At 59.5% G+C, this 12,832-nt stretch carries 12 protein-coding genes and 1 pseudogene; all 13 read left to right on the forward strand.

Going from position 1 to position 12,832, the window contains the following annotated elements; genetic code table 11:
* Window positions 1-144 (forward strand): annotated as a pseudogene (locus tag BLU17_RS32680) (electron transfer flavoprotein subunit alpha/FixB family protein); the annotation flags it as partial.
* Window positions 145-221: 77 nt separating this feature from the next.
* Window positions 222-1,382 carry a fumarylacetoacetate hydrolase family protein gene (locus tag BLU17_RS26390; protein WP_092003634.1) on the forward strand — a complete coding sequence of 387 codons (1,161 nt, stop codon included), beginning with the start codon at window positions 222-224 and terminating at the stop codon, window positions 1,380-1,382.
* A gap of 338 nt (window positions 1,383-1,720) precedes the next feature.
* Window positions 1,721-2,896, forward strand: coding sequence for an ABC transporter substrate-binding protein (locus tag BLU17_RS26395; RefSeq protein ID WP_092003637.1), 1,176 nt, complete (start codon window positions 1,721-1,723; stop codon window positions 2,894-2,896).
* A 51-nt stretch (window positions 2,897-2,947) separates the two neighbouring features.
* On the forward strand, window positions 2,948-3,775 hold the full coding sequence (locus BLU17_RS26400; protein WP_245747020.1) for a branched-chain amino acid ABC transporter permease: 828 nt from the start codon (window positions 2,948-2,950) through the stop codon (window positions 3,773-3,775).
* On the forward strand, window positions 3,776-4,813 hold the full coding sequence (locus tag BLU17_RS26405) for a branched-chain amino acid ABC transporter permease (protein ID WP_092003645.1): 1,038 nt from the start codon (window positions 3,776-3,778) through the stop codon (window positions 4,811-4,813).
* Window positions 4,800-5,588 carry an ABC transporter ATP-binding protein gene (locus tag BLU17_RS26410; protein WP_092003648.1) on the forward strand — a complete coding sequence of 263 codons (789 nt, stop codon included), beginning with the start codon at window positions 4,800-4,802 and terminating at the stop codon, window positions 5,586-5,588. Before BLU17_RS26405 ends, BLU17_RS26410 begins: the two co-directional genes overlap by 14 nt.
* The gene (locus tag BLU17_RS26415; RefSeq protein WP_092003651.1) at window positions 5,575-6,267 is read left to right on the forward strand and encodes an ABC transporter ATP-binding protein; all 693 of its coding nucleotides are present in this window, start codon (window positions 5,575-5,577) and stop codon (window positions 6,265-6,267) included. Before BLU17_RS26410 ends, BLU17_RS26415 begins: the two co-directional genes overlap by 14 nt.
* 95 nt (window positions 6,268-6,362) lie before the next feature.
* The gene (locus BLU17_RS26420) at window positions 6,363-7,538 is read left to right on the forward strand and encodes a CaiB/BaiF CoA transferase family protein (RefSeq protein ID WP_092003654.1); all 1,176 of its coding nucleotides are present in this window, start codon (window positions 6,363-6,365) and stop codon (window positions 7,536-7,538) included.
* A 10-nt stretch (window positions 7,539-7,548) separates the two neighbouring features.
* On the forward strand, window positions 7,549-8,343 hold the full coding sequence (locus BLU17_RS26425) for an enoyl-CoA hydratase/isomerase family protein (protein ID WP_092003657.1): 795 nt from the start codon (window positions 7,549-7,551) through the stop codon (window positions 8,341-8,343).
* A 9-nt stretch (window positions 8,344-8,352) separates the two neighbouring features.
* Entirely contained in the window at window positions 8,353-9,276 is a 924-nt protein-coding gene (locus tag BLU17_RS26430; protein ID WP_092003661.1) for a hydroxymethylglutaryl-CoA lyase, read from the forward strand.
* A gap of 34 nt (window positions 9,277-9,310) precedes the next feature.
* Window positions 9,311-10,513 (forward strand): acyl-CoA dehydrogenase family protein, encoded by a 1,203-nt coding sequence (locus BLU17_RS26435; RefSeq protein ID WP_092003664.1) that lies wholly within the window; start codon window positions 9,311-9,313, stop codon window positions 10,511-10,513.
* Between the two features lie 195 nt (window positions 10,514-10,708).
* Window positions 10,709-11,770: an amidohydrolase family protein gene (locus BLU17_RS26440; RefSeq protein ID WP_342713869.1), complete on the forward strand. Its 1,062-nt coding sequence runs from the start codon at window positions 10,709-10,711 to the stop codon at window positions 11,768-11,770.
* 100 nt (window positions 11,771-11,870) lie between these two features.
* Window positions 11,871-12,803 carry a dihydrodipicolinate synthase family protein gene (locus tag BLU17_RS26445; protein WP_218137046.1) on the forward strand — a complete coding sequence of 311 codons (933 nt, stop codon included), beginning with the start codon at window positions 11,871-11,873 and terminating at the stop codon, window positions 12,801-12,803.
* Window positions 12,804-12,832: the final 29 nt, after the last annotated feature.

Raw genomic sequence — 12,832 nt, forward strand, 5'->3', positions numbered from 1 at the left:
ATCCAGCATCTGGCCGGCATGAAGGACTCGAAGGTGATCGTCGCGATCAACAAGGACGAAGAGGCGCCGATCTTCAGCGTGGCCGACTATGGCCTGATCGGCGACCTCTTCGAGGTGGTGCCCGAGCTCGAAAAAATGTTGTGACCAAACATTTTTTTTCACATCTGAAAACATAGGTATCCGAACATATAAGCTGACTTGTAAAGAAAATTACATTCAAGATGAACTCTTTTCTTCCAGAGGATATCAACGATGCTCTGCTTGTTGGCCGGGTGTGGCGTAAAACGGCAACCTTCGAAGGCCCATGCGTGATTGTGATTCGGGACGGTGAGGTACTTGATATCACTGCAACCGTACCGACAACGGCGGACCTTTTCGATATGCCGGACGTCGCCTGCTTCGCGAGACGATGCGTAGGTGAACCCATTGGCGACGTTCGGGACATCGTTAAGGCCCAATTCTCTGACGCAGGTGGGGCAACGCTTAAGATGCTTGCTCCGTGCGATGTTCAGGCGATCAAGGCGTGCGGTGTTACGTTTGCTGTGAGTCTGATTGAACGGGTCATCGAAGAGCAGGCCGGTGGTGATCCGTCCAGAGCCGAGGAAATCAGGCGTACCGTGCGGGAGGCGTTGGGTTCGGATCTGGCGAGAATCGTTCCTGGGTCAGATGGGGCTTTGCGTTTGAAGGCAGCGTTGCAGCGGCGAGGCGCATGGTCCCAGTACATGGAAGTCGGGATTGGTCCGGATGCGGAAGTTTTCACCAAGTCCCAGCCAATGTCATCTGTTGGATTTGCCGACGAAGTGGGCTTGCTTCCGTCTTCAAAATGGAACAACCCTGAGCCCGAAATTGTGCTCGCGGTCAATTCCGGTGGAGTACCAGTAGGGGCGACGCTCGGCAATGACGTGAACCTTCGGGATATTGAGGGGCGATCCGCGTTGCTTTTAGGAAAATGCAAGGACAATAACGCTTCATGCGCGATAGGGCCGTTTATCCGGCTATTCGATGATGGCTTCACGATGGATAGTGTGCGAGGTGCTTCGGTGCGGCTGTTGGTTGAAGGCGAGGACGGTTTCGTACTGGATGCGGTCAGTCGAATGTCTGAGATAAGCCGGGACCCGACGGAACTGGTGAGGCAGGTATGGGGTGAGCATCATCAATATCCAGATGGCTTCATGCTTTTCCTGGGAACAATGTTCTCTCCTGTAAAGGATCGCGACGCGGTGGGGGCCGGTTTCACTCATCATCTCGGTGACCGGGTAACGATATCGACGCCCGCGCTAGGTGCGCTGGTAAATTTCGTCAGCTTATGTACGAAGACGAGCCCGTGGAATTTTGGAGTTCGTAGCCTTTACCGGAACCTCTCCTGTCGTGGGGTGTTATGAGCGTAGTGGCGAACGGTATAGGCCGAGGGCTGGTTGACGCGCGTTCATGACCGGGAGGCCAGCCGAGGGGACCCGGTGCCAGCCTATATTGCGCCAGCCCGCAGTTCTATCCGCCTGGCGACAGTGGTGATCCTGGTGGAGCATGCCGCTGCGGCATGTAATGAAGAAGTGCGTTGGAATACCCCGGGGGAGATCACTTCTGGTCTACGGGGCTCTGGCCAGGGTATTTCCTTAGTATAAAAATGAAACGTTTTATTGATCGCGCAGCCCAAAATCTATAGCATTCATGTGGCGATCACTACGAAAAAAAGTAACGATTTATAAAGGAGACGAGATCGATGGGCAATTTGAGATTCCGCGCCGCTGCGGTATTTGCGGTGCTTTCGTGTGCAGCGCTGCAGGCTCATGCAGCCGCATGCGAAGTCAAGATCGGCGTGGTTGCTGTCCTGTCGGGGCCAGCGGCAAATTGGGGGGAAGCGGACCGGGAGGCCGTGGCGTTCAGTGCTGCGGAGGCTAACGCCGCCGGTGGCCTGCAGGTCGGTCAAGAGCGCTGTCAGGTGACCTATGTTGCCATCGACAGTAAATATTCCACCGAAGCGGCTGCTGCGGCGACGAACCAGATCGCGAGTCAGGGCATCAACATCGTGATTGGTCCCGTCGGGTCGAACGAGGTCGCTGGCGTCAAGCCGATTGCGGTCCGAAATAACATGCTCGTCATGGCGAACAGCTACGGGAAACAGGTAATCGGCCCGAGCTGGCCACTGGTGTTCCACTTTGGCCCTGGTCCGAGCGGATGGGCCGATCCGATCATCAAGGCGGCAAAGGCCCGGTTCGGAATGAAGAAGGTCGCCGTCGTTGCCCCGAACGATCAAGGCGGGACGGATACCGGTTCAGTCGATGCCGAAATTTACAGGAAGAATGGCATCACGGCGACCGAAGAATATTACCAGCGGGGTACCACCAACTTCGCGCCGACGGTGCTGCGACTCCTTTCGTCGTCGCCTGACGCCGTTGAACTGGCGTCAACTCCTGCGGGCGATGCGGGCATTATCGTCAAGCAGCTCCGTCAGGCGGGTTTCAATGGCGCGATTGGCCGGCTCGGCGGCCCAAGCACCGGCGAAATCGCGCGCGTGGCGGGGGGGACTGACGTCATCAGGAACATGTACTGGTACGAACCCGTCGTGCTGGATGACCGGATCAAACAGATCGACGGACAGTACCGGCAGTTCTTCAAAAAGGACCCGCCACCCGTCACGCTTTTCTATCAGTGGATCGCGGCATCGCGCCTTGTTCTGAAGGCGATTACGGTCGCCGGTACGTCGACCGACACCGCGAAGATCGCGGTGGCCTTGCGCGCACTACCGATCGACGATCCGAACATGGGCAAGGGTCTCTGGATCGGCAAGGAGTTCTTTGGTGTCAACCAGGAAATTTCGTTGCCGTTCGGGATGGGTGTGATCGCCGATGGCAAGTACCTGCCGATTCAGCGTTTCGTGGCGGCGACCGGGAAATAGGGTGACGCGGAGATGGGCTCAATTATCGCAACTGGTCTGATCGGATTAAGCATGGGCGCTCAGTACGCGTTGCTCGCGCTCGGCTTCACCCTGATCTTCGGGATCGTCGGTGTCATGAATTTCGCGCACGGAGCGTTCTATGCGCTTGGCGGCTACGTGGCGTTTGCCACTGCGCACTATTGGGGGCTCCCGTATCCCGTCGCCGTGCTGGTTGCAGCAGTTGTTACGGGGGTGGCCGGATACCTGTTCGAACTGCTGTTTCTTGAGCGCACGATCAACGATGGGCTGGCCACGCTCATGTTGACGCTGGGGCTGTCGATGGTCATGACGACGGGTTTTGTGCTCGGATTCGGACCGGAGGCGCAGGAGTTTCAGTTTCCGGTTGCGAGCGTCCTCTCCTACGGCGGTATTTTCGTTCCGGTTGCCAATCTGATCATGATCGGAGTGAGTCTGGCGATCATCGGAGTTGTGTACCTGATGATGTACCGAACTGGACTGGGAAGAGCCCTGCGGGCGCTCGCCAGCGATCGGATGGTGGCGAGTTCCCTTGGTTTGAGAGCACGGTTGTTGTTTCCACTTGCGTTTGGCATCGCGACGGGCCTTGCGGGGATCACCGGTGCGCTTGTCACACCGATACTCTCGCTCGCGCCGCATATCGGTGAATCCGTACTGGCTACGTCGTTTATCGTCGTGATTCTCGGTGGTCTGGGAAGCATGTGGGGTGCAACGGTTGCCGCATTCATTGTGGGTCTCATCGAGGCGTACTCGAGCGTTTATCTGGGTGGCTCGAAGGGCGCGCTCGCGTTGTTTGTCATTGTCCTGGTGATTCTTGTCGTGAAGCCGTCGGGGCTGTTCGGACGTGAAGTGAGGGGTGCCTGAATGCGAACCCAGTTTGAGGGACGTCGGGAAAGTCGCGAGTGGGCGGCTCTGTTCGGTGTGGTTGCCGTTGCGCTGAGCGCGGCGGTTCCATGGCTATCATCCAGTCTCCTGGTCAACTCGATTACCAACCAGATTCTGGTCGCGGTTCCTGCCGCGCTCAGTATTTACCTCATGCTGCGGATGAATCTGATCAGCTTTGCTGCGCCAGCATTCATGTGCATTGGTGGCTATGCTGCTGGCGTGGCGGCGCTTGGTGGATTGACCAACGTGATCTTGCTCACAGGCATCAGTTTCATCGTGCCGGCATTGATCGCATTACCTCTTGGTGCATTGGTTTTACGTCTCAAGGGCGTGTACTTCGTTCTGGTGACGTACGTGTTTACCGAGATCGTGCAACTGCTGCTCCTCGAGTTTCCCGCCTGGACCGGTGGTTCGAACGGTCTGGCTGGGATTCCATCGACGACGCTGTTCCAATGGTCGTTCGTGGACAATCGCGCGGTATTGTCGGTCGCTGCTGTTATCGCCCTGTGCGCAACGCTCATCACGCTTGCAGTGACTGGAGCGTTTCGGCGGCAGTTTGGTGGAATCCAGGAAAACGAATTGCTAGCGCGAAGTCTCGGCCTGGTTGTCTGGCGCTACAAGGCACTCGGCTTTGTAGTAGCAGCAGGTCTTGCTGGACTCGCCGGCTTCTCGCTCGTCAACATGCTGCTCACGGCGAATCCGTCGTCTTTTTCGTCAGCCACAGCAGTCACGTATGTTGCCTATGCATTTGTCGGTGGCGCCGGAACGCTGCTCGGCCCGATTCTTGGGACGGCGGTTCTCGTGTGGGCGGCCAACTACTTCAGTATTGGCGGGGAGTATTCGCAGGGCCTGTTCGGTGTCTTTGTGATCCTTATCGTGCTGATCGCCCCTGGCGGCATTACAGGCCAGCTTGAACGCCTGATCATATGGTTCTGCCGTAGGCGACCGGGGCGTGGCTCCAGTGGCTCGAAGCTCGCGCCTACCTCTGTCCCGGGAGGACGCAATGTCGAAGGTTAAGGGCCCGTTGGAAGTGACGGCACCGAAAGGCTTCGATGACGGTCCGGTTCTCGAGGTTGTCGAGATGACGAAGCGCTTTGGAGGACTAACGGTATTCGAGAAAATATCGTTCAGCCTTGCCCGCGAGGAGACACTCGGAATCATCGGACCCAACGGTGCGGGTAAGACGACTCTCATCAATGTCCTGTGTGGTTCAACTTCGCCGACTTCCGGCGCCGTGAGGCTGCGCGGCCGGGAAATCGGTGGTGTGCCGCTTCACGAGATTAGCCGGCTCGGCTTGATGCGTTCGTTTCAGCAGACGAACATATTCGGAAGCGTGAGCGTCCGGGAGAACCTGCTTTTCGCGCTGGAGTTTTCCGGGCGGCGCGGTCTGGACGAGGGGCTGGAAGGCATGCTGGAGCGGTACGGACTGGCGGAGCGGCTGGAAGAGCGGGCAGACAGCCTGCCATACGGTCTTCAGAAGATGCTCGGCCTGGTTCTGGTCTATGCGTGTCGCCCGACGGTGCTCTTGCTGGACGAGCCTGCGGCAGGTCTTGAGGCACGTGAGCGTGCGAACATTGATGACTTCATCCAGCGCGCAAGGGAGCAGTTGAAGTGCAGTGTGCTGATCGTCGAGCACGACATAGATCTCATCAAGAGATTGTGCGGGCGGGCGATCGTTCTCGATGGAGGCCGGCTAATCGCGGACGGTACACCGTCCGACGTGCTTCAGCGTCCGGATGTACTTCGGGCATACCTTGGTGATTTCGAGGAAGCTACCGATGCTCAAAATTAAGGATCTCGAAGTTCGGTATGGCGGTGTATCAGCATTGCGGCGCGTTTCGATCGACATTGAACGCGGCGAGACGGTTCTGCTCATCGGCGCCAATGGGGCTGGCAAATCCAGCCTGATCAAGTCGATCATCGGCCTGGTTGGCCCGGCAGGCGGGCAGATCGAACTGCAAGGCCGGAATCTGCGTGGACTTCGCCCTGATCAGTGCGCCCGTGCCGGGGTCGGTTACTCTCCGGAGGGCAGACGGGTTTTTGCGGCCATGTCGGTGGGTGACAACGTCTTGGCCGGAGCGCTTACGATGTCGCGCAAAAAAAGCGCCGAAGTTTACGGATGGCTGGGCGAACTCTTTCCCATGCTCAACGAGCGGAAGGATCAACCCGCGGGTCAACTGAGCGGTGGCCAGCAGCAGATTGTTGCGTTCGCGCGCGCGTTAATGACGTCGCCTTCGCTGTTGTTGCTCGACGAGCCGTTTCTCGGTTTGGCTCCGGTCTGGATTTCGCGTATCAGCGACGCCGTACGGGAGATCCAGAGGCGCGGGACCACGATTCTGATGAGCGAGCAGATGGCAAGACCGGCGTTGAAGCTCGCGCACCGCGGATACGTCATCCGGGGTGGCGAAATCCGGCACTCGGGCAATGCGACAGAGCTTTCAGAGCTTGCACTCGATGAGGCATATCTCTGAAATGTCGCGGGAAGTGCATTAATTTTTACGTGAAATAAAACGTTTCATATTTATTGGATGGCGAGGTCCCGGTGAAGTCAGAAAGCAGGCAATTCATGGATAGCGGCGAGCAGGGCGTATGTAGCGATGCGCGGCGGCGTCCGCTCGAGGGCCTCACAGTTATCGAACTGGGGACGAGTGTGGCCGCGCCATATGCGTGCCTCGTCCTTGCGGACCTCGGTGCCCGCGTGATCAAGGTCGAAAATCCGGGCGCGGGTGACCATTCGCGCAGTTGGGGGCCCCCGTTCTGGCGCGGTACCTCCGCCCAGTTCTTTTCGCTCAACAGGGGCAAGGAGAGTGTGGCGATCGATCTTTCCACAGAGGATGGCCAGGCGCAACTGCGATCGCTGATCCTTGAGCAGGCCGACGCCGTTGTACAGAATTTGCGTCCGGGCCTTCTCGCAAAATTCGGGCTGACACCGGAGACGCTGCAGGCGGAGAAACCGTCGCTCATCTGGTGCGACATCGGTGCCTTCGGTCAGCGGGGGCCGCTGAGTTCCAAGCCGGGATACGATCCGCTGGCGCAGGCTACGTCGGGGATCATGAGTGTGACGGGAGAACCCAACCGGCCGCCGGTGCGGGTCGGCGTCTCTCTGGTGGACATGGGATCCGGCATGTGGACCGTGATCGGCCTGCTCGTGAAACTGCTCGAACTGCAGCGGACCGGCAGCGGTGGACGGGTGGAGACGTCGCTCTTCGAGACCGCACTCGCGTGGATGACCACGCCGATGGCTGTCTATCACGCATCCGGTGAGGTTCCAGAGCCTCAGGGGTCCGGTGCGCCACAGATCGTCCCGTATCAGGCATTCAGGACCGCAGACGAGTGGCTGATGATCGCGGCCGGCAACGATAACCTGTTCCGCAAGTTCTGTACGGCCATCGGCCGCGCCGAGCTTGCACAACTTCCGGCATATGCGATGAACGCCGCGCGCGTACAGAACAAGGACCCGTTGATCGCGGAACTGCAGGGGACCATATCGACGATCAGCGCGGCGGATCTTTCCGCAGCACTGGATGCTGTGGGTGTTCCCAACGCGCCTCTGCTGACGGTGGACAAGGCGGCGAGGCATCCGCAGACGCAGGCGCTCGGCATGGTGGGGCCCTGTGCGGGTGACAGCCTGCCGCTCATGGGTATCCCGATTTCTCTGGATGGCACGCGCCCGCGTTCCGATGGGCTGCCGCCGGAGTTGGGCGAACAGACGGAAAAGTGGGTGGGCGAAAAGGCACTGTGAGGACATTTGAATGAAGACCGAATTTGAAACGCTTCTTGTAACGAAGGAGTCGGAGCACGTACTGCTCGTAACGCTGAACAGGCCAGCGAGTGCCAATGCGGTCAATACGCAGATGGGATGCGACATGGTCGAATTCTTCGAGCAGTTCTCCGTGGCGTCCGGCGACGTTCGCTGCATCGTCCTGACGGGGGCCGGTGAGCGGGTGTTCTGCGCGGGGGGCGATCTGAAAGAACGCAAAGGGATGACCGACCAGCAATGGATGGCCCAGCACGCCATCTTCGAGCGCATGGTCCGTGCAATCGTTGCGTGTCCGGTTCCCGTCATTGCGGCGGTGAACGGAGCCGCCTATGGGGGGGGATGCGAATTTGTCGGTGTGTGCGATTTCGCCTATGCATCGACGCAGGCGCGGTTTGCGCTGACCGAGGTGACGCTTGGCATTATGCCTGGCGCCGGTGGTACGCAGACGCTGCCGCGGGCTGTTGGTGAGCGCCGGGCGAAAGAGATCGTCATGACCGGCACGCCGTTTTCGGCACAGGAAGCCCTTGCCTGGGGTTTCGTCAACAAGGTTTGCGAGCCGGCCGATCTGCTCCGTGAAGTTCTGGCCACGGCCGGGCGTATTGCGGGCAACGCACCGATAGCGGTGCGGCAGGCCAAGCAGTCGGTCCACCGGGGGCTTCAGATGTCACTGTCCGACGGGTTGGCGTTCGAGATCGAGGCCTACAACAGGATGGTGCCGACACAGGATCGCCTCGAAGGGGTGCTGGCCTATAACGAGAAGCGCAAGCCCAACTTCCGCGGTCATTGAGAGGCAGACATGAGCGAATTCGTTTCAGTCAGGGAAGTCGGCGTGCGAGACGGACTGCAGATGGTGAAGACGATTCTTCCCGCCGGCAGGAAGGTTGAATGGTGCCGCAGGGAAGCTGCGGCGGGCATCAGCCACATCGAGGTGACCTCGTTCGTGCCGCCGAAGATCGCGCCGCAGTTTGCAGACGCCGAGGAGGTCGCGGCCGGCGTGCTCCGGATCGAGGGGCTCCATGCCAGCGCATTGGTGCCCAACCTGCGGGGTGCCCAGAGGGCCATGGAGATCGGTCTGAAGAAGATCGACTATGTTCTCTCGGCAAGCAACGAACACAACATGAGGAATGTGAGGCGATCCACCGAGGAGTCGATTGAGGATTTTTCCCGCATCGTGTCATACCGCGACGAACTGGGGCGTGCCGATGTCGTCGTTGGTTCGGGAGTGGCGACGGCGTTCGGCTGCACGATTGCCGGAAAAGTGGAGCCGTCGACCGTACTCCAGATCGTTGAGCGGCTGCTCAAGATGGGTGCGGACGAGATCACGATTGCCGATACCGTCGGATACGCCAACCCGGGCCAGGTACGGGATCTGATGAGGGACGTGCTGCGACTGACGGGTGAGACGCCGGTGGCCTGCCACTTCCACGATACCAGGGGCATGGGAATGGCAAACGTCTATGCCGCGCTCGAGGTGGGTGTCAGGGCGTTCGATTCGTCTCTGGCCGGGCTGGGCGGTTGTCCTTTCGCACCCAATGCGACGGGCAATATCAACACCGAGGACTGCGTTTTTCTCCTCGAATCACAGGGATTGCGCACCGGGGTCGACATTAACGCTCTCATTGAACTCAGGCGTGATGTCGAGACGTGGTTACCCGGGGAGCCATTTGCCGGAGCCATTGCGAGGGCGGGGCTGCCCAAGGGCTTCGTTCCCGTCGCCTGACACGTATTGCATTGCTTAACGAGAGATCAACAGCATGAATTCAGCATCCACGACGATTTCCGATGACGAGATTTTTCTCTCGACGACCCGGGAGGATTTTCCCGAGCTCCGCGACGCCGTGCGGCGGATCTGCAAGGACTTTCCCGGCGAGTATTGGCGCAGTCTTGACGAGAAGTCCGGCTACCCGACGGAATTCGTCCAGGAACTGACGGACGCCGGCTTTCTGGGTGCGCTCATCCCCGAGGAGTATGGCGGCTCGGGCATGCCCTTGCGTGCGGCAGCGGTCATTCTCGAAGAGATCAACGCGAGCGGCTGTGTCGCGAGTCCGGCGCATGCCCAGATGTACATCATGGGTACGCTGCTCCGCCACGGGAGTGAAGAGCAGAAGCGCAAATACCTGCCCGCCATCGCGAGTGGGCAGCTTCGGCTGCAGGCATTTGGCGTGACTGAACCCACGTCCGGTTCCGATACAACGCAGTTGAAGACAAGGGCGGAACGACGGGGAGACGTCTACGTGGTCAACGGCCAGAAGGTCTGGACCTCGCGCGCCCTGCATTCCGATCTGATGTTGCTCCTGGTTCGTACAACGCCGCTTGACCAGTGCAAGAAGAAAACCGAAGGCCTGTCGACCCTGCTGGTCGATCTTCGGCAGGCGAAGGGCAACGGCATCGACATCCGGCCCATTCCGGCGATGCTCAATCACAACACGACGGAAGTTTTCATCGAAAACCTGGAAGTACCTGTTGAGAACCTCGTGGGAGAGGAGGGCAAGGGCTTCCGTTACATCCTCGATGGCATGAACGCCGAACGAATCCTGGTTGCCCAGGAGTGTATCGGCGACGGACGCTGGCTGCTCAAGAAGGGCGTCGACTATGCGAACGAACGTCGGGTGTTCGGACGGTCGATCGGACAGAATCAGGGCATCCAGTTTCCGCTCGCCCGAGCCTACATGGAGCTGGAAGCGGCTGACCTGATGTCGCGAAAGGCCGCTGCGCTCTTTCAGGCCGGACAGCCGTGCGGCGCGGAAGCGAACATGGCGAAGCTGCTTGCGTCCGAGGCGACCTGGCATGCGGCTGACACGACGCTTCAAACCCACGGGGGTTTCGGTTACGCGCGGGAGTACGACATCGAGCGCAAGTGGAGAGAGGTCCGCATCTATCAGACTGCCCCTGTCTCGACGAATCTGATTCTCGCTTTCCTCAGCGAGCACGTGCTGGGGTTGCCGCGCTCGTATTGAGAACAGCAGCCCCGCTCTTTGCGCGGCGCGGGCTAACGTCGGCGGCATCGCTGCGTATTCGTGCGCAAGCGAGTGGTTGCTAAAAAGTCGGCAACAAAGATAGTCTGGCACGAGTGGTCCATATCCTGCGCGCGGCGATTCGCGTCGCCGCGCGCATGCGGGCACAGAGGAAATCAAGCCTTGAAAGGAAACGTTGTGTCACTGTTCAATACGGCTGTTCAAGGGCGGCCTGCCAGATTTGGCAGCATCTTCGCGCCTGATTCGACGTGGCTCGCCTTGCAGCCTGCCGAACCGGTTATTGAGCCCGATATTCCCATCGTCGACGCACATCATCATTTGTGGGACCGGCCGCAGTCCGAATACCTGATCCGGCAATACGCGGAAGATGTGGCGGGTGGACACGCAGTTGTAAAGACCGTCTATCTCGAATCGGGTGCGATGTCCCGGGCGCATGGGCCGGCTTCGCTCAGGCCCGTCGGTGAGACGGAGTTTGCCGCCGGAATGGCGGCCATGAGCGAGAGCGGCGCCTATGGGCCGGCGAAGATCTGCGCGGGCATTGTCGGTTTCGCCGATTTGCGTCTGGGAGCCGCAGTGGAAGAGGTGCTGGCGGCGCATCTGGAGGCCGGCAACGGGCGCTTTCGGGGAGTCCGGTTTGCCGCCGGATGGGATGCCAGTCCGGAGGTTGGCAACAGTCATGACTGGTGCGAGTCTCAGATGATGCTGCGAGACGACGTCATTTCTGGCCTGCATGTTCTATCACGCATGGGGCTATCGCTTGACGCATGGGTGTTTCACCCCCAGCTCGGCGACGTTCAGGCGATTGCCGAAGCGCTCCCCGGCCTGGACATCGTCGTTGGCCATTGTGGTGGTCCGCTCGGGTACGGACCATATGCCGGACGCGAGAACGAGGTCTTCGAAGTCTGGCGCGCTTCGATGGCCAGGCTGGCGAAATACCCGAACGTCTCGGTCAAGCTTGGCGGCATGATGATGCGTCTGGCAGCGTTCGACTACCGGACGGCGCCGATCCCTCCATCTTCGGAATTGCTCGCATCCCTATGGCGGCCGTATGTCGAAACATGCGTTGACCTTTTCGGGGCTCAACGATGCATGTTCGAAAGCAACTTCCCGGTCGAGAAGATGGGCACCGGATACAACGTTTTCTGGAACGCCATGAAGCGGGTCGTCGGTGCCGCATCCGTGGACGAGAAGCGGGCGCTGTTCTCGGGCACTGCAAGCCGCTTCTACCGGCTGGATTGACGGGCGCGAGTTACGGAAGAGCTGGTACGACGGTAGTCGAACACACAAATGCGATCGCACGAGAGTCAGGCTCGGGCAACGCTGATCTGTATGCGATGTTATGGGGATAATCTTGGCTGACAAAATCTATCGGGGCGTGTTCCCCGTTGCGCCTACCATTTTCGATGCGAACGGTCGTGTCGATCTCGACGGTCAGCGTCGTGCAATCGACTTCATGATCGATGCGGGCTCCGACGGAATCTGTATTCTCGCCAATTTCTCCGAGCAGTTTGCCCTGACGGACGACGAGCGCGACATCGTCCAAACGACGGTACTCGAACACGTAGCGGGCCGCATACCGGTGATCGTGACGACCACGCACTTCAGTTCGCTCGTTTGCGCCGAACGTAGTCGTGCTGCGCAGGATGCCGGCGCGGCGATGGTGATGGTAATGCCGCCGTATCACGGCGCGACAATCCGCGTTGCCGAGCGCAACATCCATGAATTTTACGGCCGTGTATCGGATGCAATTGATATTCCGATCATGATCCAGGATGCGCCCGTCTCGGGCACACCGTTATCCGCTTCGTTTCTTGCGAAGCTCGCTCGCGAAGTCGCGAACGTATCGTATTTCAAGATCGAAACGGCGCAGGCGGCATCGAAGCTGAGGGAATTGATCGAGCTGGGCGGCGACGCGGTCGTTGGTCCTTGGGATGGCGAAGAGGCGATTACGCTGATGCCGGATCTCGACGCGGGTGCAACGGGCGCCATGACGGGAGGTGGGTACCCGGATGGTATCCGCAAGATCGTCGACGCGTACTTCGCCGGGGACGCAGAAAAGGCCGCTGATCTTTACCAGCAATGGTTGCCGCTCATCAATTACGAGAATCGCCAGTGTGGGCTTGCCGCATGCAAGGCGCTGATGAAGGAAGGCGGTGTGATCGGTTCGGATACGATTCGCCATCCGCTCGCGCCGATGCATCCCTCGGTGCGCGCGGGACTTCTGAAAGTAGCACGCCGCCTTGATCCGCTGGTCCTGCGCTGGGGCAAGTGATGGGTTCGTCACGTCTTTTTTTGGAGAAA

This window comes from Paraburkholderia lycopersici (genome assembly GCF_900096975.1).
GTDB lineage: Bacteria > Pseudomonadota > Gammaproteobacteria > Burkholderiales > Burkholderiaceae > Paraburkholderia > Paraburkholderia lycopersici.